A 25,029-nucleotide genomic window follows, 5' to 3' on the forward strand; every position below is an offset into this window, starting at 1 on the left:
TATGTTGCACGGCACCATGACAGTGCCATGTCATCGTCCCCGAGCGCCAGCTTCATCGTCCTCACACAGGATCACAACATTGTAATGGCAACGACATATGGCCATGGCATTGTCATGCTGCGGCGCACAAACTATGTGCCTTAGATCCCCTCCTACCTCTTGCGAGATCTCCCATGGGTTCCCTGTCTTCGAAGAATGCGCTCGTCACCGGCTCGACCAGCGGTATCGGCCTGGCAATCGCCCGCGCCTTTGCCGCCGAGGGCGCCAACGTCACCATCAACGGCCTGGGCGACGCCGCGGCGATCGAGCAGGAGCGCGCCGGCATCGAGAAGGATTTCGGCGTGAAATGCCGCTATTCGAGCGCCAATATGACGGACGGCGCCGCGGTCACCGCCATGGTGCACGAGGCCGAGGAGGCATTCGGCAGCCTCGACATCCTGGTCAACAATGCCGGCATCCAGCATGTCGCGCCGATCGACGAGTTTCCCGACGACAAGTGGGAAGCGATCATCCGCATCAACCTGCTCGCCGCCTTCTACGCCATCAAGGCGGTGCTGCCCGGCATGAAGTGCCGCAAATGGGGCCGCATCATCAACACGGCCTCGGCACACGCGCTGGTCGCCTCGCCGTTCAAATCGGCCTATGTCTCGGCCAAGCACGGCATTGCCGGCCTGACCAAGACGGTGGCGCTGGAAGTGGCGCAGGACGGCATCACCGTCAATGCGATCGCCCCCGGCTATGTCTGGACGCCGCTGGTCGAGAAGCAGATCCCCGATACGATGAAGGCGCGCGGCATGACCGAGGAGCAGGTCAAGCACGATGTGCTTTTAGCCGCACAGCCGACCAAGGAATTCGTCACCGTCGAGGAACTCGCGGCGCTGACGCTCTTCCTGTGCTCGGACGCCGCCAAGCAGATGACCGGCACGACCCTGCCGATGGATGGCGGCTGGACGGCGCAGTAAGCGCGCTTCCCTAAAGGGGCCCAAAACGGGGCGCTGTCGCTGCGTAAGGCTTAACTCGCGCTGCTTCGTGCTATCCTTCCCTGGCGCAGTCATTGCCGGTCCCCATGGCTATTGAAGTCGCCCGTAATGGCTCAGGACGAGGCCGACGGCTCCAAGCAGCACATCGTTTTCGGTGTGCTTGCCGATGATTATTCGCGTGCGCCTGTCGGGGGCGACGTCCCGCGCCTTGATTAGGGTGTGCCGTTCATAGGCCGCAATGAGCGGCGTAAGCAGGATGTCGCCGGCGAGCGCCATGCGTCCTCCGATGATGATGAGGGGCGGGTTCAGAACGGATCCAATCATGCCCAGGCCGCGGCCCGCCATTTCGGCCGTATCCTCGATCATGCGCAATGCTCCGACATCGCCCTGCTCGGCCATGCGGATCACGTCGTCCATCGTGACGCGCCGGCCCGTCACGCGCGCGATCTGCTCCAATGGCCGGTTGAAGCTGGCGTAGAGTTCCAGGCAGCCTCGATTGCCGCAGCGGCAAAGATCGCCCGATGGATCGATGCTCATGTGACCGAACTCGCCCGCGCCGCCGGCAATTCCGGTCACGACGCGTCCGTGCTGGACGATCGCGCCGCCCACCCCGAGGTCGATCTTGAACAGCACAAAGTCCTCGTAACCGACGGCGGCGCCCCACATCATCTCGGCAATGGCGGCGCAGTTGCTTTCATTGGCGGCGAAGATCGGCTGCTCCAGCACCGGCCCAAAGACATGTCGGATGTTGACGCCAGCCCAAGTGGGAACGATGCTGGCCCGCTGGACGAAGCCTTCGGGGCTGACCGGTCCCGACACAGAAACCCCGACACCCAGGAGGCCGGACGCAGACAGGCTGTTCTCCTCGTAGCATTGCGCGATCGCCGCCTTGGTGAGCTTTGCCGCCCGGTCCGGAGGATAATCCAGGCCGAGGGGGATAATTTTTTCAGAAATGAATGAATGTGAGACGTCGGCCACAGCGACCCGAATCTCGTCGAGACTAAGATGAACGCCGACGCAGGTGCCGGCTTCAGGATTGAGCGTCAGCGTCGCCGGCGGCCGGCCGACGCCTTTGGCCGTTTCGTCAGCCGCCGCCAGTTCCACCACGATTCCTGACTTCCTCAGACCAGTCAAAGCCGTCGAGACGGTCGATCGGGCCAAGCCGGTGAGCCGGGCGATCTGCGCGGCGGAAATGGCGCCGCGCTGGCTGAGACAGCGGACAATCAGACTTTCAGGCGTGCCCGGAGGTTGACCGTCCAGCAGCGATCTGAGCAGGCTTTTTGTCATTTTTGTCTTAAAACTCCTTGACTGCCGATCGTATTTGATCATTCTAGAAAAAACTAGAGACCTTCTGCGATCCGTGGGTGGTCTCGACGAAACGGTCGTGATGAACCGTGCTGAAATCAAATGGGAGTGAGACGATGAGATATCTGAGGGCGACCCTTGTCGCTACGGCGGCATTTGCCTTTCTTGCAAACACGGCACTCGCCGAGCCGAAGACCAATCTGCTCCACCAATGGGCGACCGGATCGGACGCGCAGGCCATCGCCAAGCTTGGCGAGATGTTCGAGGCGAAGGGTGGAAAGTGGCAACAGACCTCGATCGCCGGCCATACCGCCAACACGCTTGCCAAGCTGCGCGCCGACGTGATCGCAGGCAATGCTCCCCCGGCGGTTCAGCTCAAGGGTCCCGAGATCGCCGAATGGAACAAGACCGGCATGACCGCCGATCTGGATGATCTCGCGAAGGCTGAGAATTGGGAGAAGGTGGTGGCGCCGGAATTGCTGCCGGTGATGAAGCCGAGCGGCAAGTGGGTGGCGGCACCCATGAACATCCACCGCATCAACTGGATATGGGCATCGCCAAAAGTCATGCAGGCCGCCGGCGTGACGGAAGTTCCGAAGACCTGGGCGGAATTCAACGCAGCCTGCGACAAGATCGTGGCCACCGGCAAGATCTGCATCTCGCACTCGACCGCCGATTGGACCGATTCCACCGTCTTCGAAGTCGTCGTCTACGGCCAGGACCTCGACCTCTATCGCAAGGCCTTCGTCGAAGGCAGCGTCGACGCCATGCGCAGCGACGGCATGGTCAAGGCCTTCGAGCAATTCCGCATCATGACGTCCAAGTACATGGACCCCGGCATGAACGGCCGCGACTGGGATTCGATGTCGGCTCTCGTCGGGCGCGGCGAGGCGGCGTTCCACATCATGGGCGACTGGACGATCGGCTTGCTCACCGCCGCCGGCTTCAAGGAGGGCACGGATTATGTCTGCGCCCAGGCGCCGACCGACTGGGGCAAGCCCGGCTTCATCCTGAACTCCGATTCCGTCGTGTTCTTCCAGCAGAAGGATCCCGACTATGTGGAGGGCCAGAAGCTGCTCGCCAGCACCATCCTGTCGCCGGAGTTCCAGACCGTCTTCAACCAGGCCAAGGGCTCGATCCCGGCGCGCCTCGACGTCGATCTGTCGAAGGGCTTCAATCCCTGCCAGCAGAAGTCCCAGAAGGACCTGCAGGCCTCGATCGAGGCGGGCACGCTGGTCCGCTCGATGGCCCACAACATGACCATCCCGCAAAAGGTCCGCGGCGCCATCATGGACACGATCACCGAATTCGTCGCGACGCCGGACATGTCCGCCAAGGATGCGGCCAACGCCATGGCCGACGCCGCCGAAGCGCAGGAATGAGGCGCGAAGGGCGCCGGCGCGACATCGCGCCGGCGCCCGGCCGGCAGGAAGCCCAATGTCCATCCACGACCTTTCCGTTCCGATAGCCGTGCCCGCCCGCTCGTGGCGTGATCGTCTGGGATCGATCGTGCCGATCCTCGTGCTCGCCCCTTCGCTCGCGGCGAGCTTCGTCTATGTCTTCGTGTTCACGGGCTGGACGCTCTATCTGTCGCTGTCCGACTCGACACTTTTGCCGAGCTACGGCCTTACGGGCCTCGACAACTACGCGTCGCTCTGGTCCAACCGGCGCTGGAACATCGCCTACACCAACCTTTTCCTCTTCAGCGGCTTCTATATCGTGGGCTCCATGGCGGTCGGGCTGCTGCTGGCCATCCTGATCGACCAGCGCGTGCGCGGCGAGGCGGTGTGGCGGACGATCTTCCTCTACCCGCTGGCGGTTTCCTTCATCGTCACCGGCACCGTCTGGAGCTGGCTCTACAATCCGGTCGACGGCATCCAGGCGCTGGTGCGCGGGCTGGGCTGGAGCGACTTCAGCTTCGCGCTCACCAGCGATCGCAACCACGCGATCTATGCGGTGATCATCACCGGCGTCTGGCAGTCTTCCGGTTTCGCCATGGCACTCTTTCTGGCCGGCCTACGCTCGGTCGATCCGGATCTGGTGAAGGCGGCGCAGATCGACGGCGCATCGGTCGTGCGCACCTACAGGAAGGTCATTCTGCCAACCATCGCGCCGATCTTCCTTGCGGTCGCCGTCATCCAGATCCAGTTCGCCATCAAGACGTTCGACCTCGTCGCCGCCCTGACCCGCGGCGGGCCGGGCATCTCGACCACGTTCCCCGCCATCTACGTCTACGATCTGATGTTCCAGCGTGGCGAGATCGGCGAGGGCGCGGCGGCCGCGGTCATGATGCTGGCGGCGCTTGCCGTGGTGCTGGTGCCCTATTCGCTGTGGGTGGTGTGGCGCCGCCGGGCGGAGGCAGGAAATGGCTGAACTGGCCGCCGCCATCGACCTGGAAGCGGCTGCAGCGAGCCGCAGGCACTTCTGGAGCCGGTTCGCAATCTATGGCCTGCTGACGGTCTTCGCCGCAATCTATCTGATCCCGCTGCTCGTGGTCGTCTTCAATTCCTTCCGCGAGCAGGCGGAGATCGCGCGCGACGGGCTCATCTCGCTGCCAAAGACCTTCCGGCTGGAGGCATGGGCGCAGGCCTGGAGCACTTATTGCATCGCCGGCACCTGCCAGGGGATGCAACGGAATTTCCTGAACTCACTGTGGATGACCATTCCGGCGACGATCATTTCCACGCTGCTCGGCGCCGTGAACGGCTACGTGCTGTCCAAATGGCGCTTCAAGGGCTCGGAGGTCCTGTTCACCCTGATGCTGCTCGGTGTCTTCATGCCGGGGCAGATCGCGCTGATGCCCTGGGCATTCGTTCTTGGAAAGCTCGGTCTGACCAACTCGACCTACGGCCTGATCCTGGTGCATGTCGTCCAGGGAATTTCCTTCACCACCCTGTTCTGCCGCAACTACTATGTCGGCATCCCCGACGACCTGATCAAGGCGGCGCGCATCGACGGCGCCGGCTTCTGGCGGATTTTCTGGAAGATCATAATACCGCTGTCGCCGCCCATTCTGATCGTGACCGTCATCTGGCAGTTCACCGGCATCTGGAACGAGTATCTGTTCGGCGTGGTCTTCACGTCCGGCCAGGCGCAGCCGATCACAGCCGCGCTCGTCGCGCTGACGGCGAGCGGAACGACCGCCCGCAGCTACGACGTGATGAGCGCCGCCGTGCTGATCGGCGCGCTGCCGCCGCTCATGATCTATCTCTTTGGCGGCAAGTACTTCGTTCGCGGTCTGACACAGGGCGCCATCAAATGACGAGCCAATCCCTATCCGCCCTGACCATTCGCAATCTCTACAAGAGCTACGGCGCCGTGGACGTCTTGAAGGGCATCAACCTCGAAGCGCAGCCGGGAGAGTTCATCGCTCTCGTCGGACCTTCCGGTTGCGGCAAGTCCACCCTGCTTGCCTTGGTCGCCGGACTTGAAAGCGTGACGTCGGGTGAAATCCGCATCGGCAACCGGCTGGTCAATTCCGTGCCGCCAAAGGACCGCGACATCGCCATGGTGTTCCAGTCCTATGCGCTCTACCCGACCATGACCGTGCGCCAGAACATAACCTTCGGCATGGAGAGCCGCGGCGTGCCGAAGGCCGATCAGGCCGACGCCGTCAAGCACGTCGCGGCGCTGCTGCAGATCGAGGCGCTGCTTGGCCGCAAGCCCGGGCAACTCTCCGGCGGTCAACGCCAGCGGGTCGCCATGGGCCGGGCGCTGGTGCGGGACCCGAAGCTTTTCCTGTTCGACGAGCCGCTTTCCAACCTCGATGCCAAGCTGCGCGTCGACATGCGCACCGAGATCAAGAAGCTGCACAACCGTGTCGGCAAGACCACGGTCTATGTCACCCACGACCAGGTGGAGGCGATGACGCTCGCTTCGCGCATTGCCGTCATGCATCAGGGGTCGGTGCAGCAGTTCGACGCCGCGCAGATGATCTACAGCCGCCCCGCCAACATGTTCGTCGCGGGCTTCATGGGCTCGCCGGCGATGAATTTCATTCCCGCCGAGCTCGGCGACGCGGCGGGCCGGCCCTGCGTCACGGTTCGGACCGCGGATGGCGGCACCGCAGCGTTGGAACTTGCCCAGCCGGTGCCGGCCGGCGCGCCGAGGAACGTCGTGCTTGGCGTGCGGCCGGAACATATTTACCGCTTTTCGGACGACTTGAAGCACCGCAAGCGCGCCATCGCGGCGGTGAAGGCCCCGGTCGAGCTGGTCGAGCCCACGGGTGCCGAGACCCTGGCGGTACTTCGCTTCGGCGATCTCGAAGTCACCGGCCGTTTCGACCCGGACGGCGCCCCCCGGATGGGCGAGACAATGACGCTCGGCATCGACATGGCGCGGGCTTGCCTCTTCGATCCGACGACCCAATCCCTTCTTTGAAAGCTCAGCCTTTGACATTCGCCACCTATCCAAGCCTCGCAGACCGTGTCGTGCTGATCACCGGAGGAGCCTCTGGGATCGGCGCCGAAATGGTTCGCACCTTCGCGGCCAACGCGGCGCGAGTGGCCTTTCTCGACATTCAGGAAGCGGCCGGCCGGGAACTGAAGGCGGAGCTTGCGGGCGCCGCGCGCCACGCGCCCCTGTTCCTGCCATGCGATGTGACCGACATCGCGGCCCTGCGCGCAGCGATCGAGAATGTGCGGGAAAAGGCCGGGCCGGTTGCTGTCCTGGTGAACAACGCCGCCAATGATGACCGCCACGCAGTCGCTGAAGTGACGCCGGACTACTGGGATCATGCCCAAAACGTCAATCTGAAGCATCAGTTCTTCGCCGCCCAGGCCGTCCATCCGCAGATGAAGTCGCTGGGCTTTGGCTCCATCATCAACCTTTCCTCGACCTCCTGGCGCTTCGGCGCCGACCAGATGACCGCCTATGCCACGGCCAAGGCCGCGATCATCGGCATGACGCGGTCGCTGGCCCGCGCCTTCGGTCCCGACAATATCCGCGTCAACGCCATCGAGCCGGGCGCCGTGATCACCGAGCGGCAGCGCCGTCTTTGGTACACGACGCCGGAGTCCGTCGATCAGATGGTCGGGCGCCAGTTGATCAGGCGGGTTCTGCTGGCCGACGAGATCGCCCGCACGGCGCTTTTTCTCGCCGCCGACGACAGCCGCATGATCACCAAGCAATCCATCACCGTCGATGCGGGCCTGCGCTGATGCAGGTTCTCCGTCTCCCCTCGTTGGATCGGCTGGCCTGATGCTCCGCGTTGGTTTGAACCCCTATGGGCTTACCTATCATCTTGGGCTGCAGGGCCGCGGCACGCCGCGCGCCAACCCCAAGGGCGCGGGGCTCGAAGGCTTCATCGCCCTGGCCGAGGAGCTCGGCGCACGCACGCTCGAGATCTACGATCCATGGCTGGCGGAAATGTCCGATTCCGGCCTGACCGCCCTGAAGGAGCGGCTCGACGGGCTTGGGATGACACCCGTCGTCAGCGCCGGGCTCAATATGATGGGGCCGCTGGAGAGCGCGTTCCGTTCCGCCCGCGCGCTCGGCGCGAGGACCATCCGGCTCGGCCTGACACCGGTTCTGTGCGGTGACCGCAATGCCTGGGGCGACAAATGGGGCGAGCTCAACGCCTCGATCAGGTCGGCGCTTCAGCAATGGGGGCCGCGGGCCGAAGCCGAAGGCCGCGTGCTCGCGATCGAGAACCATCAGGATTTCGGCAGCGCCGAGCTGGTGGCGTTCTGCGAGACGGGCGGGCGAGGGGTCGGCATCACGTTCGACACCGGCAATACGTTTCCCGTCGCCGAGGCGCCGCTCGACTTCACCCGCCGCATCGCGCCCTATGTGCGACATGTCCACCTGAAGGACTACCGCGTTCAGTTCACGGGCGAAGGATATCGGCTCGTGCGCTGCGCCATCGGCGACGGCGCCGTGCCCTTCAGCGACCTCGCGGCCCTGCTCGGCGACATGCACGACGAACTCACCGCCGTGCTCGAGCCGGGTGCGCTCGAGGCGCGCCATGTGCGCTTTCTTCTCGACGACTGGTGGAACGGCTATCCGCCGAAAACCGCGCGCGAATTCGCCGCCTGCCTTGCCGCCGCGCAAAAGAATCGCCTGCCCGACGATGCCGATTTCCGCACCCCCTGGGAGCGCGGGGACGACGGCGCCCTGGTTTCCTACGAGCTCGACATGATCCGGCGTAGCGCCGCCAACATGAAGGAGCTCGGCCTCATGACTCTGGAGAACCCCTCATGACAACTCGCGAACTCAGCGGCGTCACCGCCTTCGTCACCGGTTCCGGACGCGGCCTCGGCCACGTCATGGCGGACCGGCTGGCGGAACTCGGGGCGGACGTTGCAATCCACGACCTGGACTGGACCCAACCGGCGAAGTATGGCGAGTTCGCCGACCTCGGTGAATCGGCAAGGCACCTGGGACGACACGGCACCCGGGTGACCGCGGTCACCGGCAATATCGGCGACCGTGCCGCCGTTGCCGAGATGAAGCGCAAGATCGAGGCGGAGCTCGGCGATGTGCACGTGCTCGTCAACTGCGCGGGCGGCGACATCGGCGCCAAGGGAACCAAGCCCAGCCCCAACAATGCCCTCGACATCGATTACGAGGACATAAAGGTGCTCACCGAAAACAACCTGATCGGTACCATGCTGGTTTGCCAGGCCTTCGTGCCGCCGATGGTGAAGCGCGGATCAGGGTCGGTGATCAATATCGCCTCGGCGGCCGCTCACCTCGGCTGCTCGCCGGAGGTCGTCTATTCGACCCTCAAGGCTGCCGTCGTCCACTATACCCGTTGCCTCGCCAAGGAACTGATCGACGAGGGCGTGCGGGTCAATGCAGTCAGCCCAGGGGCGACGAAAACCGCCCGGTTCCAGGCGACACGCGTCGTCGATCCGGCAAGGATGGATTCGTCCAAGCGTTCCCTGAACCGCTATGCCGAGCCTGAAGAGATTGCCGAGGCTGTCGCCTTTCTTGCTGGATCGCGCGCCCGCTTCATCAACGGCCAGGTGATCCGTGTGGACGGCGGCTTCACGATCTTTCCGGGGTGATGCACGTGACGATGAGGGAAACTGCCATCAAGCGCTTCGACCTTTCCGGCCGGCTCGCGCTGGTAACCGGATCCTCGAAGGGGATAGGCTTCGCGATCGCCCGCGGCTTGGCCGAAGCAGGCGCGGAGCTGGTGCTCAACGCGCGCAACGAAAGCGTGCTGGAGGAGGCGCGGACACGGCTCGCCGCCGAAGGCCATAAGGTTCACGCTCGCGCCTTCGACGTGACGGACGCGGCCGCCGTGACGGCAGCGGTCGATGCCATCGAGAGCGAAATCGGTCCGATCGAGATCCTGTTCAACAATGCCGGCACGCAGTTTCGCGCGCCGCTCGAGGAATTTCCGCTGGATGCCTGGGAAAGGCTCAAGGCGACCAATATCGACAGCGTATTCCATGTCGGCCAGGCTGTGGCACGCCGCATGATCCCGCGCGGACACGGCAAAATCGTCAACATCGCCTCCGTGCAGAGCGAGCTGGCACGCACGAGCATCGCGCCCTACACGGCGACCAAGGGTGCCGTGAAGATGCTGACCAAGGGCATGGCGACCGACTGGGCGCGATATGGCCTGCAGGTCAATGCGATCGGTCCAGGCTATTTCAACACCGAACTCAATGCCGCCTTGGTCGCCGACGCCAGCTTCACCGCCTGGCTGGAGAAACGCACGCCTGCCGGCCGCTGGGCAGAGGTCGAGGAACTGATCGGGGCGGCGGTCTTCCTGGCTTCCGATGCATCAAGCTTTGTCAACGGCCACGTCCTCTATGTCGACGGCGGCATCACGGCATCGCTCTGACGGGACGAACGTAGAAGCTCTTTCTTGACAATCGGCGGGGATCATTCCAGCATCATTGCAAGGGGTTCTCCGCGACGACCCCGTGAGGCGTCAGCCCAACGATCGCGTCCAGGCTCTCTTTGTACAGGAGGTGGACGCCATGCCGTCAACGACCGCAATCACCATTCCGCAACTTTCCCGTCTCGTCGGCTTGCCGGATGCGCCGGTTCTTATCGATGTGCGCGTCGATGAGGATTACGAAGCCGATCCGCGGCTGCTGCCGGCTTCCCGCCGGCGCGATTTCAGAACCGTCTCGACCTGGGCGGCCGAGTTCTCCGGATCCAAGGTCGTCGTCATCTGCCAGAAGGGACAGAAGCTCTCGCAAGGCGTCGCCGCGTGGCTGCGTCATGAGGGTATTCCGGCGGAGTCGCTGGAAGGCGGCTTCGAGGCCTGGACCGCCGCCAAGGCGCCGTTGATCGCGGCCGGCGCGGTCCCGCCCCGCGACGAGAAGGGCCGCACCGTGTGGGTCACCCGTTCGCGGCCGAAGGTCGACCGCATCGCCTGCCCCTGGCTGATCCGCCGCTTCGTCGATCCCGATGCGGTGTTCCTGTTCGTCGACCCGGCCGAGGTGCCGCTGGTGGCGGACCGCTTCGCGGCGATTCCCTTCGATATCGAGGGCGTGTTCTGGAGCCATCGCGGCGATCGCTGCACTTTCGATACGATGATCGAGGAGTTCGGCCTGCGCGTCGATGCGCTCGACCGCTTGGCGCTGATCGTGCGCGGAGCCGATACGGCGCGGCTCGACCTCGTTCCGCAGGCGGCCGGGTTCCTCGCCGCCTCGCTCGGCCTGTCGCGCATGTTCCGCGACGATCTCGAGCAACTCGAAGCCGGCATGCTCCTCTATGACGCGTTCTTCCGCTGGTGCCGCGACGCCACGGACGAGACGCATAACTGGCCGGTCGGAGGCAAGGCACAATGACCGCGCTTGCCAAGGACGGCGCGGCGCGGCCGGCCGAGGTTCCGGCCGTGCCGACTTTTCGCGAGGCGACGCGGCTCTGGGCAAAGATCGGCTTGCTCTCCTTCGGCGGGCCGGCCGGACAGATCGCGCTGATGCATAAGGAACTGGTCGAGGAGCGCCGCTGGATCGGCGAGGAGCGTTTTCTCCACGCGCTGAACTACTGCATGCTCCTGCCGGGTCCCGAGGCGCAGCAGCTTGCCATCTATGTCGGCTGGCTGCTGCACCGGACCGCCGGCGGGTTGGTCGCCGGCACCCTGTTCGTACTGCCGGGCGCGCTGGTCATGCTCGGCCTGAGCAGCTTCTACATGCTCTACAACGACGCGCCGGTCATCGAGGCGCTGTTCTTCGGCGTCAAGGCGGCGGTGCTGGCCGTCGTCGTCGAGGCTGTCATTCGCATCGGCAGGCGGGCGCTGAAGAACCGGGCCATGGTGGCGATAGCCGTGGCGGCCTTCCTCGCCATCTACGTCGCCAGGTTGCCGTTCCCGCTGATCGTGCTTGCCGCAGGCCTGATCGGTTGGATCGGCAATCGTTTTGCACCAGGGCTGTTTTCCGGCTCGGCGCACAGCAAGGGCAAAACCGCTGCCGACAGCCGGGGCGTGGTCGACCTGATGTTCGAACGCGGCGAGCTCGGCCACACCGTGCCGACCAGGTGGCATGCGGCCCGCACCATTGCGATCTGGCTGCCGCTCTGGCTCGGACCGGTGGCACTGATCGCCGCGCTGGCGGGACCGGGAAGCGTGTGGGCGCAGATGGGCGGCTTCTTCAGCCTGATGGCCGTCGTCACCTTCGGCGGCGCCTATGCGGTTCTGGCCTATGTCGCGCAAGCGGCGGTGACCTCGTTCGGCTGGCTGGCACCCGGCGAAATGGTCGACGGGCTCGGGCTTGCCGAGACGACGCCCGGCCCACTGATCCTGGTGCTGCAGTTCGTCGGCTTCGCCGCCGCCTATCGCCATGCCGGCACGCTCAGCCCGTTGCTTGCGGGATCGCTGGGGGCGGCGCTGACGCTCTGGGCCACCTTCGCGCCCTGCTTCTTCTGGATATTCCTCGGCGCGCCTTACATCGAGCAGTTGCGGCAGAACAAGGCGCTGTCGGCGGCGCTCGGCGCGATCACGGCCGCGGTCGTCGGCGTGGTGATGAACCTTGCGCTGTGGTTCGCGTTGCACGTCGTGTTCGGCAAGGTCGCGAGTATCGGCTGGGGCGTGGAGGTCCCGGTCTTCTCCTCGCTCGACTGGCGCGCGGCGTTGCTGTCGGCGGCGGCGATGGTCGCCATGCTGAAGCTGAAAGTCGGCATGCTGCCGACGCTCGCGGCATCGGCGCTGGCGGGACTGGCCTTGCTGGCATCGTGAACTGTTTCAGGCCGCAGCCAAGCGTGATCGAGGGGCTCTGTTTACAACTAACATGTTAGCATGATACTGCTGCCTGCAGATTGATGAATTGGAGACTTTGCAGGTGGCTTCGCGCTTTGGTCTGTCGGTTGCGCTCACAACGCCCTTTGATGCATTCGGGCGGATCGCCGTCCCGCTGATGACCGCGCATGCCCGGGCTTGTCTCGATGCCGGCTGCAGCAGCGTGACGCTGTTCGGCACCACCGGCGAAGGCGCTTCCGTCGGCACGGCGGAACGGCAGGCGGTCATCGATGCCATGCTTGCGGCGGGTATTGCGGCCGACCAGCTTGTCGCCGGCGTGCTGGTCGATGCGGCGGAGGATGCCGCGGAGCAGTGCCGTCAGGCCTTGCAGCGCGGCGCCCGCAACATCCTGCTCGCGCCGCCGAGCTACTTCAAGAATGTCGGCGACGATGGGCTGTTCGGCTGGTTCGGGGCCGTGTTCGCCGCGCTCGGTCCGCTCGCCCGCGGCATGCTGCTCTACAACATCCCCTCGGTCACGACGGTGCAGCTGTCGCTCGACCTGATCGGTCGGCTGCGCAAGGCGTATCCGGGCGTGATCGCCGGGGTCAAGGATTCCGGCGGAGACTGGACGTACAGCGAAGCGCTGCTCAAGGCGCATGGCGACCTGATAATCCTGATCGGCGACGAACGGCATCTGGCGCCGGCGGTGCGGATCGGCGGCCAGGGCGCGATTTCCGGCATGGCCAATTTCGCCGCCGGCGAGCTTCGCGCGATGATCGACAGCGGGCGCGACGATTCCCGCGTGGAGGGCTTCGTCCTCGAATTGCTCAGGCATCCGGTCATCCCGGCGGTGAAGGCGATGGTAGCGCGCCAGACCGGCGACGAACGCTGGCTGACGGTCCGGCCGCCGCTCGAGCCGGTCGCGCCACCGGAGCGGCAGCAGCTCGGTGCCGCTTACGACCGGCTGTTCTCGACGCAAGCGGCATGAGCGGCGGAGGGCGCTGATCGGCATGGACGACACGAGCGAGCCGGCAACCCTGAGGGAAAAGGCCTATGCCAGCTTCACGCGGCATCTGCTGGCCCGCGACCTCAAGCCGGGTCAATTCGTGTCGCAGCGCGAACTGGTCGCCTTCACCGGCCTGCCGCTCGGAGCCATCCGCGAGATCGTGCCGCGGCTCGAGGCGGAAGGGCTGCTGACCACGATCCCGCAGCGCGGCATGCAGATCGCGCACATCGACATCAGCCTGATCCGCGAGGCGTTCCAGTTCCGCCTGTTCATGGAACGCGAGGCGGTCGCGCTGTTTGCCGTCAACGCTTCCGACACCGAGATTGCCCGGCTGCGGCGCGAACACGAGGACATGCTCGCGCAGGCGCTGGCGCAGACCCCGACGCCGGAAATGGAAGCCAGGGCGCAGAGCATCGACTGGGCCATGCATGACACATTCATCAGCGCGCTGGGCAACGAGATCATCGCCAAGGCCTATCTGGTCAATTCGGTGAAGATCAGGCTGATCCACCAGGAGCGGTTTCGCATCGACGGTCGCGTCGTGCCGGTCATGCGCGAGCATCTGGCGGTGATCGACGCGCTGGAGAAACGCGATCCGCAGAAGGCGGTCGAGGCGATCAGCCAGCACATCGACAATGCGCGCCGGCTGGCGCTCCAGATTTGAGGAAGACCCGCGCCGCAATCGTCGCGGCGCTATCGACAACGACAACCGGGAGGAAGAAATGTCGTCCAATCCATTCAGCCCAACCAGGAGGCAGCTGCTCCAGGGAACAGCCGCACTCGCCGCCGCCGGCCTTGCAGGTCTTCGTCCGGGCCTCGCCGCAGGCGTCGACTGGAAGCGCTTTGCCGGCACGACGCTCGACGTCAATCTGGTCAAGAGCCCGCGCAGCGACACCATCCTGAAGAACCTCGCCGAGTTCGAGGAGCTGACCGGCATCAAGGTCAATGCCGAGGCCACGCCCGAACAGCAGCAGCGCCAGAAGACGGTGATCGAGCTCAGCTCCGGCAAGCCCAGCTTCGATGTCGTGCATCTGAGCTACCATGTGCAGAAGCGGCAGTTCGAGAAGGGCGGCTGGCTGGCCGACATTTCCGGCTATCTTGCCGATCCGGGCCTCACCGATCCGGGGCTGGCCGCAAGCGACTTCGCCGAGGCCGGCATGCAGTTCGCCAAGGACAGCCAGGGCGTGCTGCGCTCGCTGCCGTTCTCCGTCGACTACTGGATCCTTTACTGGAACAAGGAGCTGTTCGACGCCAAGGGGCAGAAATATCCCGAGAGCTTCGAGCAGCTGGTGGCCGCCGCCGAAGCGCTGACGGACCCGTCGAGCAACACGTTCGGCTTCGTCGCCCGCGGTCTCAAAAACGCCAACACGCCGGTCTGGACGTCGCTGATGCTCGGCTATGACATGACGCCGCTCGGCAGCGACGGCAAGCTGCGCACGACATCGCCGGAAGCGGTCGAAGCCGCCAGCCTCTACCAGCGGCTGATGACCAAGGCCGCGCCTCCCGGCGTCACCGGCTTCAACTGGGCCGAGGCGCAATCCGCCTTCCTGCAGGGCAAGATCGGTATGTGGTTCGACGGCGTCGGGTTCGCGCCGCCCATGGAAAATCCGGAGAAATCGCGGGTGGTCGGCAAGGTCGGCTACGGCGTCATGCCAAAGGGGCCGAAAGCGCATGCCTCGGGTACGTTCGGCGACGGCATCGGCGTGACGTCCGCCAGCTCGAAGAAGGAAGCGGCTTATCTGTTCTGCCAGTGGGCGGTGTCGCCGGCCATGGGCGCGCGCCTGCTGCAGGCCGGCGCCGGCGTGCCGTTCCGCAAATCCGTGCTCGAAGACCCCAAGGTGCGTGAGGGCGTCACGATGCCGTCGAGCTGGCTGGACGCCGTGATCGGCTCCGGCAACATCAGCCGGCTGGCGCTGCCGGTCATCATCCCCGTCACCGAGTTCCGCGATATCTATGGCGTGGCGCTGACCAACATGATTGCCGGCGCCGATCCCGCCGCGGAGCTGAAGAAGGCCACCGAGCAGTTCCAGCCGGTTCTCGACAGGAGCGAGCAGGGCTGATGTCCGCCATCGCCCCAGAACGCGCGGGGGTGACGACGCAAGCCATCGAGGAGAGCCAGCCGGTCCGGCTGGCTGCCAACTACTGGCCTTTCGTCGTCCCTGCGCTCGTCGTCGTCGGCGCGGTGATCGTCTTTCCGTGGGCCTTCACGCTGTGGATGAGCGTCAACAGCTGGACGCTCGGCCAGTCGCGAAGCTTCGCCGGGATGGAAAACTATCTGCGCCTGGCGAGCGATCCGCGCTTCTGGGAATCGCTCTGGCATACCTTGACCTATACCTTCCTGTCGGTGGTCGCGCCGATGTTCCTCGGCACCGTCGCCGCCCTGATCTTCGACGCCAGGTTTGCCTTGCGCGGCCTGCTGCGCGGCATCTTCGTGATGCCGATGATGGCCACGCCCGTTGCCGTGGCATTGGTCTGGACCATGATGTTCCATCCGCAGCTCGGCGTGCTCAACTACCTCTTGTCGCTGGTCGGCATTCCGGCGCAGGAGTGGATATTCAACGCCAACACCGTCATTCCTTCGCTGGTTGCGGTCGAGACCTGGCAGTGGACGCCGCTGGTGATGCTGATCGTGCTGGGCGGCCTGGCATCCGTGCCGCGCGAGCCGTTCGAGAGCGCCGAGATCGACGGTGCCAATGCCTGGCAGCAGTTCCGCTACCTCACCTTGCCGATGATCGCGCCGTTCCTGATGATCGCGGTCATCATCCGCACGATCGATGCGCTGAAGAGCTTCGACATCATCTACGCGATGACCCAGGGCGGGCCGGGCACGGCGTCGGAAACGATCAACATCTATCTCTATAACACCGCCTTCTCCTATTACGACATGGGCTATGGCTCGGCCATGGCCGTGGTCTTCTTCATCGTCATCGTGGCGCTGTCCTTCATGCTCTTGATGCTGCGCCAGCGCTCGCAATGGATCGACGCGGAGGGCAAATAGATGAGCTCGCGGCTGCTCAACAAGCTGGGCCTGTTCTTCGCGGCGCTGGTGCTCGTCTCGCCGGCGATCCTGTTCTTCCTCTGGATGATCTCGCTGTCGCTCAAATTCGAGATCGACAACGGTGCCTACCCGCCGATCCTGATCCCCGAGCGCCTCGCCTGGTCGAACTACGCGAAAGTGTTCGAGGAGAACAATTTCCTGCTCTATCTCTGGAACTCGGTGCTGGTGACCGGCACGGCGACGCTGCTGGCGCTGCTGATCGGCGTGCCGGCCGGCTACGGCATCGCCAGGCTCAAGGCGGAGCGTTCGGCGGTCGTCATCATGATCGCCCGCATGACGCCGGGGCTCTCCTATCTCATCCCGCTCTTCCTCCTGTTCCAGTGGCTGGGCATCCTCGGCACGCTCTGGCCGCAGATCATCATCCATCTGGTGGTGACGGTGCCGATCGTGGTCTGGGTCATGATCGGCTATTTCGAGACGACGCCGATGGAGCTGGAGGAGGCGGCCAACATCGACGGCGCCACCTCCTGGCAGGTGTTCCGGCTGGTGGCACTGCCGATCGCCAAGCCGGGCATCGTCGTCGCCTTCATCCTGTCGGTCATCTTCTCATGGAACAACTTCGTCTTCGGCGTGGTGCTCGCCAGCCGCGAGACGCGCACCTTGCCGGTCGCCGTCTACAACATGCTGTCCTACGAGCAGGTGAGCTGGGGACCGCTTGCCGCGGCGGCACTCGTGGTGACGCTGCCGGTGCTGGTCCTGACCATGTTCGCGCAACGGCAGATCGTCGCCGGGCTGACCGCCGGCGCGGTCAAGGGCGGCTGAGCGCCCCGTCCGCCCTCATTCTTTTTGGAGAGACGCAATGGCATCGGTAACCATCGACAATGTGCAGAAGGCCTTCGGAGCGACCCGGATCATTCACGACGTCAGCGTCGACATCACCGACGGCGAGTTCGTCATCCTCGTCGGACCGTCGGGCTGCGGGAAGTCGACGCTGCTGCGCATGATCGCGGGGCTCGAAACGATCTCGGCCGGCAAGATCGCGATCGGCGAGCGCGTCGTCAACAATCTGAGGGCGCGAGACCGCAACATCGCGATGGTGTTCCAGAACTATGCGCTCTACCCGCATATGACGGTGGCCGACAATATGGGCTTCGCGCTCAAGATCAAGAAAGCCGACCCGACCGACACCGCGAGCCGGGTCAAGCGGGCAGCAAGTATTCTCGGCCTCGAGAAGCTGCTTGACCGCTATCCGCGCCAGCTTTCGGGCGGCCAGCGCCAGCGCGTCGCCATGGGCCGCGCCATCGTGCGCGATCCGCAGGTGTTCCTGTTCGACGAGCCGCTCTCCAATCTCGACGCGAAATTGCGCGTCCAGATGCGCGGCGAGATCAAGGCGCTGCATCAGCGGCTCGGCACCACAACCATCTATGTCACGCATGACCAGATCGAGGCCATGACCATGGCCGACAAGATCGTCGTGCTGCATGACGGCCTTGTCGAGCAGATCGGCGCGCCGCTCGATCTTTACGACCGTCCGGCCAATCTGTTCGTCGCCGGCTTCATCGGCTCGCCCGCCATGAACTTCATCCACGGCCGCATCGAGGAGGGCATCTTTCGCAGTGCCGGCGGGCTGACGCTGCCGCTGCCGGAAGGCATCCGGCCGACCGAGGCCGCGGGGAGGGAACTGGTCTACGGCATTCGCCCCGAACATATCCGAGCGACCGGCCAAGGCCTTGCCGGCACCGTCACGCTTCTGGAGGCGACCGGCTCGGAGATATTCGCCGCCGTCGACTGCGGCGGGGAGATGATCTCCTGCCTTTTCCGCGAGCGGCTTGCATTGAAGCAGGGCGAGGCCGTGCGGATCGAAATCGACCGCGCCTCGGCGCATCTGTTCGACGCCAAGACCGGTCAACGCATCTGATCGCGGCCGGCCTCGCAGACCGAGTTGGACGGTCGGCGCCGGCCGTCCGGGATTGTCCACTTGGCAAGGCCAGGCGACATCGATCACGTCAGCGTGATCGAAACTGGCGAGCGTTCGGGAATAAACCGACGGTTCCACCGGTCTTCCGGGCAGATGCCGCTCACGGCGTCGCAGGAGACCGAGATGACCTATCGTGACGATGCGAACGCCGGGAGGCAGGGAGAAGGCATAAGCCGCCGCTGGCCCCTGGAGCGGCTGAGCTGGACCGAAATGCTTTTGGCCTCGCCGTCATGCCTCCGGGCCTGACGCGGCGATGCGCCGTTCCGTTGCCAGACGCTTGACTCCGGTGACGCCAATGCCTTCACCTCCACCAAAGCAGGCGCCTTCGCCCGCGATCGCGATCTTCTCCCGCGCAAGCAGGGACGGATCATCGTCTCCCGTTGAGGGTGGTCGCAAAGCCCTGGCGGGAGCGCCTGACGGTGGGACGGTGTTGAGCGAAAGAATGCTGGCCGCGCGTTTTGCCGAGGTGGTGCTGCCGCATCTCAGCGATGCGCTGTCGCTCGCTCGCTGGCTGACCGGCAATGCCGCCGACGCCGAGGATGTGGTGCAGGAGGCTTGCCTCAAGGCGCATGCCGGTATTGCCGGTTTCGCCGGGGGCAATCCGCGCGCCTGGCTGCTCGCCATCGTGCGCAACGCCTCCTACACGTGGATGGCGCGCAACCGCCCGCGCGCCGTGGTCGCCGTCGGCGATCTCGCCGATCTCGATGACGTGTCGCCGCCGGACAGCTCAGACAGCCCGGAGGCGGCGCTGATCGCCAAGGCGAACTCGGCCGCGATAGAGGCGGCGATTGCCAGGCTGCCGGAGGCGTTTCGCGAAACGCTGGTGCTGCGCGACATAAACGGCCTCAGCTACCGCGAGATCGCGGCCATGCTCGGCGTGCCGCAAGGCACGGTGATGTCGCGGCTGGCGCGGGCGCGCAGCCTGCTGATGACGGACATTGGAGGGCGCCACCATGAGCCCGCATGAAAATCGCCCGCGTGAGGACGGATTGCCCGAAAACCCGCAGGATATGAAGCTGATGATCCACGCCCTTGTCGACGGCGAGCTCGATGCCGCGGCGGCACTTGCTGTCGAGCGGCGTATCGCCGCCGATCCCGAGCTTGCTGCCGAACATGCGCGTCTTGTGGCGCTGCGCAACGCTGTCGCCAGCATGCCGCGTCCGGCGGTCAGCAACGACTTCCTGGCGCGCATCGCGGCCATCGCCGAGGTGAAGGATCCCGAGGTCGCGGAGGCGGCGCAGGTTCAATCAGCGGCGAAGGAAGCGCAGCCGTCCGCGCGGCAACAGCAGCAAGGCAATGTCGTAGAGATGCCGCCGCGCGCGTCACGCTGGTTCAACTCCTTCGACTGGCGCCAGATGGCGGCCTCGATCGTTCTGACGGCGTTTCTCGCCAGCGGCGCGACGCAATGGCTGATGGTGGAGAATGCGACCGACAGTTTCGCGGTCGACGTCGCCAACGGCCATCGCCGCAGCCTGCTTGCAGCGACGCCTGTCGATATCGTCTCATCCGACCGGCATACGGTGAAGCCGTGGCTCGACGGCCGCCTCGGCGTGTCGCCGCCGGCGCCCGACATGGCCAAGGACGGCTATGCGCTGCTCGGCGGACGGGTCGAGGTCATCGGCGACAGACCGATGCCGGCTCTGGTCTACCGCCATCACGAGCACCTGATCACCCTGGTGGCGGCGCCGCGGCAGAACGAAGCCAAATCCGTGCCGGTGGCGGACAACCTGTCGGCCGGCGGCTTCCTCTTGGTTCACTGGACCGACGATGCCTTCTCCTACTGGGCGATATCGGATGCCGAGCGCCCGGCGCTCGACGATTTCGTCGCCCGCTTCCGGGCGGCCATCATTACCAATCCGGCGGCGGGCAGCCCGGGTTAGGGAAACGAAACTCTTTGTCGCTGCTATTTTTGAGGCCGATCACCGTTTGGTGGAATGAGTGACGGCAGATGCCTGTCCGTCCGACATGATCGCGCCAAAGCACTTTGCCGGTCGCGCCAGCGCCCTGGCGCGCAAGTAGATAAGTCAAAGTTGACCTTGGTATGTTATACACGCTGCGTTCTCGGGGCGGATACGAGGCGATGGATCAGGAAAGGCTTCTAGCCGCAGTCCTCTTGGCGGATGTCGTGGGCAGCACGCCGCTCTATGAGCGCATCGGCGACGATGCCGCTCTGCGGCAGGTCTCGGATTGCCTCGACGCGATACGCGAGATCGTCGCCCAGCACGGCGGTGACTTCATTTACTCGAAGGGCGATGACGTGCTCAGCCTGTTCGAGAGACCGGAGGCGGCGCTGAGGGCCGTCTGCCAAATCAACAGCCAAATGACGAGAGCGCCGTTGAACGCCCGGATCGGATTGCATTTCGGGGCGGTCATTCGCGCGCGGGGCGCGGTATTCGGCGATGTTGTCAATGTCACCGCAAGGCTGTCCACCACCGCCAACCCCGGGGAGGTGCTGATCAGCCAGAGCTTCTTCGAAGCGCTTTCCGCGGGCAGCCGCGGTGCCTTGCGGCTTCTCGACAAAATGGCCTTCAAGGGGAAGCAGGAACTCTTCGATGTCTATACCCTGGGGAGCGACGATGGAGCCCTCAGCACGCATATCGCCAGCCGGGGCACCATTATCGAAAGGCGCTCCGCGCCGCCGCGGCAGATCAATCTGGTCATCCGCTATGGAGATCAGTTGGGATCCTGCCGAAACAACGAATTCGTGACGATCGGCCGATCTCCGGAATGCAACATCGTCGTCCAGCGGCCATGGGTCTCAAGGCACCACGCGACCTTCACCATTTCGAATGGCAAGGCCCGGCTTATCGAGCGAAGCTCGTCGGGCACATTTGTGTCGATGGGACCCGGCCATGAAGTATTCGTGCGCCGCGAAGATATTCTCCTCTTCGGCTCCGGCGTCATCTCGCCTGGACGCAGATCGTCTCTCGGCGACGCCCAGATACTTCACTACGAAATTATCTCAGGCTGACCCGGCCGGCTCGTTAGAGCGTTTCATCGTTTCACGGAAACGCTGAACCGCTCCAACTATTTGTTTTAGGCAATTCCGGACGAAAACCGCTACACACTTTTCCTGGAATTGCTCTAGCCGCGACCGACTTCAAGCGGCCGGTTTCTGCACGCTTTCGGACATTTCCGAGATCGACGAGGTGATTACCGACGAGGGCGTGTCGCAGGACGCGCTATCTTCGCTATACGTCGCCGATCGAAAGGTGACGGTGGTGCGCGTCGGCGGCCTGACAGGGACGCGTCGCCCGGTCGCCAGCCTTCGGCCACTGTAAACGTCTATTCCACCATGAACCGTGAGCTGAAGGGAAGGCTCGCCGCTCCTACCGCCTTGGGCGAACGCTCGATGTTGCCGGCAATGGCGGTTATGCCGGGCATGGCCTGCTCCAGCTCGCGGCAGATCGCCTTGCAGACCGCCTGCGGCGCGTAGGAGGACAGGACGACCGAGGTTACGGGAACGAACTGCTTCAGCGCCCCTATCGACAACTTCATCTGCTCCACAAGGTCGCGTTGCCATGCGGTCTCGGCATCGCCAAACGACGGCCAGTCGGCGCCTCGTTCCCAGAGCTCGGAGGGCGAGCTGCCTGTCTTCCGGATCTCCTGCTCCAGCCGCAGGATGCCGACGTCGAAGCTCACCGCGGCGGCGGTGTTGTAGATTTGATGATTGAGGACCAGGCGGCTGTGCAGGCGCGCGCCGAGATAGAAGAAAAGGTAGTCCGAAAGGTGTTTCGCGACGCCGAACATGCTTTCGCCGCCGGCCGCCGCGGTGATGTCGTTCTGGACATAGACAGGGTAGCCGATTTCCCTTTCGACCTCCTCCTGCAGGGCGTCGAACCGCTCGCGGGCCGCCTTCGGCGTCAGCTCGAGCTCGGCCTGATCGCCGGGCAAGGCAAGGCCGATGCCGGCGATGCGCGGGTGAAGGTGCTGCGGCAGATTGGCGATGGCCGTGGCGATGGCGCTCATGAATTGCGGATGGTTGGTGTCCTGCGCGGTCGCCGAGAACGGCAGCACCGTGCGCGAGCGGATCGAGCCGACGAAGTCGACGAGCACGACCTCCACCTGCCGATGGCCGACGCTGATGCCGACGGAGTAGGCGCCTTCCGGGTTGAGAGAGATCGGCACTGTCGGCGGCCCGACACGACCACGCTGGGCCTCGCCCTTGGCGATCAGCCCTTCCTGCTCGAGCGATCGGACGATGACGGACACCGTCTGCGCCGACAGGCCGGTCCGCTCGCCGATCTCGAGACGGGTGATGCCTTTGCTCTGGAGTAGCAGCGACAGCACGAGACGCTCGTTGTAGCCGCGCACGCTGACGGCATTGAGGCCGCTGGCGCGGTCCGCGATGCGAAGCGGGTTGGGCGGCGCAAAGCGCATGTCAGGCATGGTGCGTCCTCTCGCAATCGGTCGTGGGGGACACCCCTATGCCGCGGTCACTTCTCATCCGGCCACCCGATTGCCTCGACCTCGCGGGCCAGCGCGCTGCCCAGCAGCGCATGCGCCTGCCTGTTGATGTGGAACCCGTCGAGCGGGTCGCAGGTGACGACCGAACCCGCGTCGAAGAAATGCACTTCAAGCGAATCGGCGATGATCTCGAACTCCAGCGCCAGCTGCCGCGACTTCTCCGGCGCGCCGGAGAAGATCGACCGCCATTCCTTGATGTCGTCCAGCATCGGCGGCGGAGAGACGATCATGATCTCCGGCACGCTGCCGCCCGGGCCGGGCTTCAGCTCCTTGATGTCGTAGACAAGGCAGCCCATGGCCATCGCGACTTCCGAGGCCGGCTGGTTGAAGCGCGCCTTGAGGTCGTTGGTGCCCAGCATGATGATGACCAGATCGAGAACGGCGTGGCTCTGCAGGCAGGGTTTGAGGTAGGTGCGCCCATTCTTGTGGGCACCCTCGATCGGATCGTCGCGCACGGTCGTGCGGCCGCTCAGGCCTTCCTCGATGACATGCCAGCCGGCTCCCAATTCCTTTGCCATGACGCCGGGCCAACGTTCCGAAAGACCATAACGGTCCAGCGGCGTGCCGCCGGGTACCTGCCCATGCGTGTTGGAGTCGCCGTAGCACAAGACCGATCGCATGCTCCTCCTCCGATGCTGCCAAGGTTCTGATTTGCAGAGGTTAATCGGACGAGAGTCCGTCGTCCGTCATTCAGCGACCCTGCCACTTGGCGGAAAGGTAGCGCAAGCCGCAAAGATAATCCATCACTCTGAATAATTATTGACAGCCGTTCGGATCGATGGTTGAAGTGAGCCTGGGAGGAATGCCCCGAACCTTTTGCGCCGACGGGCCGCCATGACGCATGGCGGCAACGCTGGAGCCATGTCTCCAGCCGCCTTGGCGCGCAGGTTGAGCAATGAACTGCAGCAGTGCCGGAGTCTCCGGCAGATGCGGCGTTCGGCCATGGCCGGACGTCGCAGGGGAAGTTGCGACCCTGACATCCAGGGTCGGTGGAGCTTGAGAAGGAGGATGGCTCAGTGAGACGGATTATCCAATCAATCGCAGCGGCGGTGATCGCGACAACGATGTTGTGCGCTCCCTCGTTCGCCGACGACGTGTCCCTGCTGGATGGGGTTACCGCCCGCGCGGGCGACAATCCGACGGTCGAGGCCGGCAAGTTCAAGAAGGATGCGCCCTGGGTCATCGGCATGAGCCATTTCGGCGTCAACGCGAACACCTGGACGGTGCAGGTCGCGCATGAAGCAGAGGCTGCCGCCGCCAAGGACAAGCGCATCGCCAAGTTCATCCTGCTCGATGCCGGCTTCGACCAGAAGAAGCAGGTCGCCGACATCGAGGACCTGATCGCGCAGAAGGTCGACGCCATAATCGTCCAGCCGGTCACGTCCACTTCGGCGGACGCCAGCATCGCCAAGGCCGTCGCGGCGGGCATCCCTGTCATCGTACACACCGGCCGTATCGAATCCGACGCGTTCACGACCGAGATCCAGGGCGGCGCCGAGCATTTCGGCAAGGTGATGGGCGATTTCCTGGTCAAGGACCTCGGCGGCAAGGGCAACATCTGGGTGCTGCGGGCTCGCCGGCCATCCGGAGGACACCAACCGCTACAACGGCCTGCTGCAGGCGCTGAAGGGAACCGACGTCAAGATCATCGCCGAGGAGCATGGCGACTGGCAGTACGACAAGGCCAAGAAGCTTTGCGAGACACTCTACCTGAACAACCCCGAGGTGGACGGCATCTGGTCCTCCGGCGCCGACATGACGCGCGCCTGCGTCGACGTCTTCAAGCAGTTCGGCGCCAAGATCCCGCCGATCACCGGCGAGGGCAACAACGGCTTCTTCGGCCAATGGATCGCTGACGGCTTCAAGTCGATCTCGGCGGAATACAGCCCGGCCCAGGGCGCCGCAGGCATCCGCGCCGCCGTGGCCCTGCTCGAAGGCAAGGAACTGAAGAAGCATTACGACTACAACCCGCCCGGCTGGGATCTCGAGAAGGTCAAGAAATACTATCGCGACGATCTCTCGGCCAATGTCTGGTGGCCGTCGGAGTTGCCCGAAGACAAGCTCAAGGAGTTCTACGCCAAGAAGTAAAGGGTGGCGCCATCGCGGCGCGGGCGGCGGCGACGTCGCCCGCGCCGCGGAAACTCTCCTGGATGC

The 25,029-nt window shown here is 64.6% G+C and carries 23 protein-coding genes and 1 pseudogene; 21 read left to right on the plus strand and 3 right to left on the minus strand.

The window, feature by feature from the left end; genetic code table 11:
• Window positions 1-173 precede the first annotated feature (173 nt).
• Entirely contained in the window at window positions 174-962 is a 789-nt protein-coding gene (locus QAZ47_RS08890) for a 3-hydroxybutyrate dehydrogenase (RefSeq protein ID WP_278232976.1), read from the plus strand.
• Between the two features lie 108 nt (window positions 963-1,070).
• Here QAZ47_RS08890 and QAZ47_RS08895 read toward each other — a convergent pair whose 3' ends face one another.
• Complete coding sequence (locus QAZ47_RS08895; RefSeq protein WP_278232977.1) at window positions 1,071-2,309, minus strand: ROK family transcriptional regulator; 1,239 nt, start codon at window positions 2,307-2,309, stop codon at window positions 1,071-1,073.
• A gap of 92 nt (window positions 2,310-2,401) precedes the next feature.
• Between QAZ47_RS08895 and QAZ47_RS08900 the strand changes: the two genes are divergently transcribed.
• The 19 genes from QAZ47_RS08900 (at window position 2,402) to QAZ47_RS08990 (ending at window position 21,379) form a co-directional block, all read left to right on the plus strand.
• Window positions 2,402-3,667 carry an ABC transporter substrate-binding protein gene (locus QAZ47_RS08900; RefSeq protein ID WP_278232978.1) on the plus strand — a complete coding sequence of 422 codons (1,266 nt, stop codon included), beginning with the start codon at window positions 2,402-2,404 and terminating at the stop codon, window positions 3,665-3,667.
• A gap of 55 nt (window positions 3,668-3,722) precedes the next feature.
• Entirely contained in the window at window positions 3,723-4,658 is a 936-nt protein-coding gene (locus QAZ47_RS08905; protein WP_278232979.1) for a sugar ABC transporter permease, read from the plus strand.
• Window positions 4,651-5,547 (plus strand): carbohydrate ABC transporter permease, encoded by an 897-nt coding sequence (locus tag QAZ47_RS08910; RefSeq protein WP_278232980.1) that lies wholly within the window; start codon window positions 4,651-4,653, stop codon window positions 5,545-5,547. The genes QAZ47_RS08905 and QAZ47_RS08910 overlap by 8 nt, the downstream gene beginning before the upstream one ends.
• Window positions 5,544-6,665: an ABC transporter ATP-binding protein gene (locus QAZ47_RS08915; RefSeq protein ID WP_278232981.1), complete on the plus strand. Its 1,122-nt coding sequence runs from the start codon at window positions 5,544-5,546 to the stop codon at window positions 6,663-6,665. Before QAZ47_RS08910 ends, QAZ47_RS08915 begins: the two co-directional genes overlap by 4 nt.
• Before the next feature lie 11 nt (window positions 6,666-6,676).
• Window positions 6,677-7,444, plus strand: a complete 768-nt coding sequence (locus QAZ47_RS08920; RefSeq protein ID WP_278232982.1) for an SDR family NAD(P)-dependent oxidoreductase — start codon at window positions 6,677-6,679, stop codon at window positions 7,442-7,444.
• A 40-nt stretch (window positions 7,445-7,484) separates the two neighbouring features.
• The gene (locus QAZ47_RS08925) at window positions 7,485-8,486 is read left to right on the plus strand and encodes a sugar phosphate isomerase/epimerase family protein (RefSeq protein WP_278232983.1); all 1,002 of its coding nucleotides are present in this window, start codon (window positions 7,485-7,487) and stop codon (window positions 8,484-8,486) included.
• On the plus strand, window positions 8,483-9,295 hold the full coding sequence (locus QAZ47_RS08930; RefSeq protein WP_278232984.1) for an SDR family oxidoreductase: 813 nt from the start codon (window positions 8,483-8,485) through the stop codon (window positions 9,293-9,295). Before QAZ47_RS08925 ends, QAZ47_RS08930 begins: the two co-directional genes overlap by 4 nt.
• Before the next feature lie 11 nt (window positions 9,296-9,306).
• Window positions 9,307-10,083, plus strand: coding sequence for an SDR family oxidoreductase (locus QAZ47_RS08935; RefSeq protein WP_278233784.1), 777 nt, complete (start codon window positions 9,307-9,309; stop codon window positions 10,081-10,083).
• Window positions 10,084-10,222: 139 nt separating this feature from the next.
• Entirely contained in the window at window positions 10,223-11,041 is an 819-nt protein-coding gene (locus QAZ47_RS08940; RefSeq protein WP_278206356.1) for a chromate resistance protein ChrB domain-containing protein, read from the plus strand.
• On the plus strand, window positions 11,038-12,426 hold the full coding sequence (gene chrA, locus QAZ47_RS08945; RefSeq protein WP_278232985.1) for a chromate efflux transporter: 1,389 nt from the start codon (window positions 11,038-11,040) through the stop codon (window positions 12,424-12,426). Before QAZ47_RS08940 ends, chrA begins: the two co-directional genes overlap by 4 nt.
• Before the next feature lie 103 nt (window positions 12,427-12,529).
• The gene (locus QAZ47_RS08950) at window positions 12,530-13,414 is read left to right on the plus strand and encodes a dihydrodipicolinate synthase family protein (protein ID WP_278232986.1); all 885 of its coding nucleotides are present in this window, start codon (window positions 12,530-12,532) and stop codon (window positions 13,412-13,414) included.
• A gap of 22 nt (window positions 13,415-13,436) precedes the next feature.
• Window positions 13,437-14,096 carry a GntR family transcriptional regulator gene (locus QAZ47_RS08955; protein WP_278232987.1) on the plus strand — a complete coding sequence of 220 codons (660 nt, stop codon included), beginning with the start codon at window positions 13,437-13,439 and terminating at the stop codon, window positions 14,094-14,096.
• Between the two features lie 58 nt (window positions 14,097-14,154).
• Window positions 14,155-15,492 carry a sugar ABC transporter substrate-binding protein gene (locus QAZ47_RS08960; RefSeq protein ID WP_278232988.1) on the plus strand — a complete coding sequence of 446 codons (1,338 nt, stop codon included), beginning with the start codon at window positions 14,155-14,157 and terminating at the stop codon, window positions 15,490-15,492.
• Window positions 15,492-16,430 (plus strand): sugar ABC transporter permease, encoded by a 939-nt coding sequence (locus QAZ47_RS08965; RefSeq protein ID WP_278232989.1) that lies wholly within the window; start codon window positions 15,492-15,494, stop codon window positions 16,428-16,430. The genes QAZ47_RS08960 and QAZ47_RS08965 overlap by 1 nt, the downstream gene beginning before the upstream one ends.
• Window positions 16,431-17,252, plus strand: coding sequence for a carbohydrate ABC transporter permease (locus QAZ47_RS08970; protein ID WP_278232990.1), 822 nt, complete (start codon window positions 16,431-16,433; stop codon window positions 17,250-17,252).
• Between the two features lie 37 nt (window positions 17,253-17,289).
• On the plus strand, window positions 17,290-18,348 hold the full coding sequence (ugpC, locus tag QAZ47_RS08975) for a sn-glycerol-3-phosphate ABC transporter ATP-binding protein UgpC (RefSeq protein WP_278206364.1): 1,059 nt from the start codon (window positions 17,290-17,292) through the stop codon (window positions 18,346-18,348).
• A 502-nt stretch (window positions 18,349-18,850) separates the two neighbouring features.
• Window positions 18,851-19,375 (plus strand): sigma-70 family RNA polymerase sigma factor, encoded by a 525-nt coding sequence (locus tag QAZ47_RS08980; RefSeq protein ID WP_278232991.1) that lies wholly within the window; start codon window positions 18,851-18,853, stop codon window positions 19,373-19,375.
• Window positions 19,362-20,288, plus strand: a complete 927-nt coding sequence (locus QAZ47_RS08985) for an anti-sigma factor (protein WP_278232992.1) — start codon at window positions 19,362-19,364, stop codon at window positions 20,286-20,288. The genes QAZ47_RS08980 and QAZ47_RS08985 overlap by 14 nt, the downstream gene beginning before the upstream one ends.
• Window positions 20,289-20,488: 200 nt before the next feature.
• Window positions 20,489-21,379 (plus strand): adenylate/guanylate cyclase domain-containing protein, encoded by an 891-nt coding sequence (locus QAZ47_RS08990; protein WP_278206369.1) that lies wholly within the window; start codon window positions 20,489-20,491, stop codon window positions 21,377-21,379.
• A 314-nt stretch (window positions 21,380-21,693) separates the two neighbouring features.
• Here QAZ47_RS08990 and QAZ47_RS08995 read toward each other — a convergent pair whose 3' ends face one another.
• Both QAZ47_RS08995 and QAZ47_RS09000 read right to left on the minus strand, forming a co-directional pair.
• Window positions 21,694-22,797 carry an ROK family transcriptional regulator gene (locus QAZ47_RS08995; protein ID WP_278206371.1) on the minus strand — a complete coding sequence of 368 codons (1,104 nt, stop codon included), beginning with the start codon at window positions 22,795-22,797 and terminating at the stop codon, window positions 21,694-21,696.
• A gap of 47 nt (window positions 22,798-22,844) precedes the next feature.
• Window positions 22,845-23,495, minus strand: a complete 651-nt coding sequence (locus QAZ47_RS09000) for an SGNH/GDSL hydrolase family protein (protein WP_278206372.1) — start codon at window positions 23,493-23,495, stop codon at window positions 22,845-22,847.
• A 567-nt stretch (window positions 23,496-24,062) separates the two neighbouring features.
• Here QAZ47_RS09000 and QAZ47_RS09005 point away from each other — a divergent pair.
• Window positions 24,063-24,963 (plus strand): annotated as a pseudogene (locus QAZ47_RS09005) (substrate-binding domain-containing protein).
• The last annotated feature ends 66 nt before the right edge of the window (window positions 24,964-25,029 follow it).

The sequence above is a fragment of the Mesorhizobium sp. WSM4904 genome (assembly GCF_029674545.1).
GTDB lineage: Bacteria > Pseudomonadota > Alphaproteobacteria > Rhizobiales > Rhizobiaceae > Mesorhizobium.

Excerpts from the sequence above, each read along its gene's own strand:
- QAZ47_RS08890 (WP_278232976.1), top strand. The coding sequence starts at position 174 with ATGGGTTCCCTGTCTTCGAAGAATGCGCTCGTCACCGGCTCGACCAGC.
- QAZ47_RS08895 (WP_278232977.1), bottom strand. The coding sequence starts at position 2,309 with ATGATCAAATACGATCGGCAGTCAAGGAGTTTTAAGACAAAAATGACA.
- QAZ47_RS08900 (WP_278232978.1), top strand. The coding sequence starts at position 2,402 with ATGAGATATCTGAGGGCGACCCTTGTCGCTACGGCGGCATTTGCCTTT.
- QAZ47_RS08905 (WP_278232979.1), top strand. The coding sequence starts at position 3,723 with ATGTCCATCCACGACCTTTCCGTTCCGATAGCCGTGCCCGCCCGCTCG.
- QAZ47_RS08910 (WP_278232980.1), top strand. The coding sequence starts at position 4,651 with ATGGCTGAACTGGCCGCCGCCATCGACCTGGAAGCGGCTGCAGCGAGC.
- QAZ47_RS08915 (WP_278232981.1), top strand. The coding sequence starts at position 5,544 with ATGACGAGCCAATCCCTATCCGCCCTGACCATTCGCAATCTCTACAAG.
- QAZ47_RS08925 (WP_278232983.1), top strand. The coding sequence starts at position 7,485 with ATGCTCCGCGTTGGTTTGAACCCCTATGGGCTTACCTATCATCTTGGG.
- QAZ47_RS08930 (WP_278232984.1), top strand. The coding sequence starts at position 8,483 with ATGACAACTCGCGAACTCAGCGGCGTCACCGCCTTCGTCACCGGTTCC.
- QAZ47_RS08935 (WP_278233784.1), top strand. The coding sequence starts at position 9,307 with ATGAGGGAAACTGCCATCAAGCGCTTCGACCTTTCCGGCCGGCTCGCG.
- QAZ47_RS08940 (WP_278206356.1), top strand. The coding sequence starts at position 10,223 with ATGCCGTCAACGACCGCAATCACCATTCCGCAACTTTCCCGTCTCGTC.
- chrA (WP_278232985.1), top strand. The coding sequence starts at position 11,038 with ATGACCGCGCTTGCCAAGGACGGCGCGGCGCGGCCGGCCGAGGTTCCG.
- QAZ47_RS08955 (WP_278232987.1), top strand. The coding sequence starts at position 13,437 with ATGGACGACACGAGCGAGCCGGCAACCCTGAGGGAAAAGGCCTATGCC.
- QAZ47_RS08960 (WP_278232988.1), top strand. The coding sequence starts at position 14,155 with ATGTCGTCCAATCCATTCAGCCCAACCAGGAGGCAGCTGCTCCAGGGA.
- QAZ47_RS08965 (WP_278232989.1), top strand. The coding sequence starts at position 15,492 with ATGTCCGCCATCGCCCCAGAACGCGCGGGGGTGACGACGCAAGCCATC.
- QAZ47_RS08970 (WP_278232990.1), top strand. The coding sequence starts at position 16,431 with ATGAGCTCGCGGCTGCTCAACAAGCTGGGCCTGTTCTTCGCGGCGCTG.
- ugpC (WP_278206364.1), top strand. The coding sequence starts at position 17,290 with ATGGCATCGGTAACCATCGACAATGTGCAGAAGGCCTTCGGAGCGACC.
- QAZ47_RS08980 (WP_278232991.1), top strand. The coding sequence starts at position 18,851 with ATGCTGGCCGCGCGTTTTGCCGAGGTGGTGCTGCCGCATCTCAGCGAT.
- QAZ47_RS08985 (WP_278232992.1), top strand. The coding sequence starts at position 19,362 with ATGAGCCCGCATGAAAATCGCCCGCGTGAGGACGGATTGCCCGAAAAC.
- QAZ47_RS08990 (WP_278206369.1), top strand. The coding sequence starts at position 20,489 with ATGGATCAGGAAAGGCTTCTAGCCGCAGTCCTCTTGGCGGATGTCGTG.
- QAZ47_RS08995 (WP_278206371.1), bottom strand. The coding sequence starts at position 22,797 with ATGCCTGACATGCGCTTTGCGCCGCCCAACCCGCTTCGCATCGCGGAC.
- QAZ47_RS09000 (WP_278206372.1), bottom strand. The coding sequence starts at position 23,495 with ATGCGATCGGTCTTGTGCTACGGCGACTCCAACACGCATGGGCAGGTA.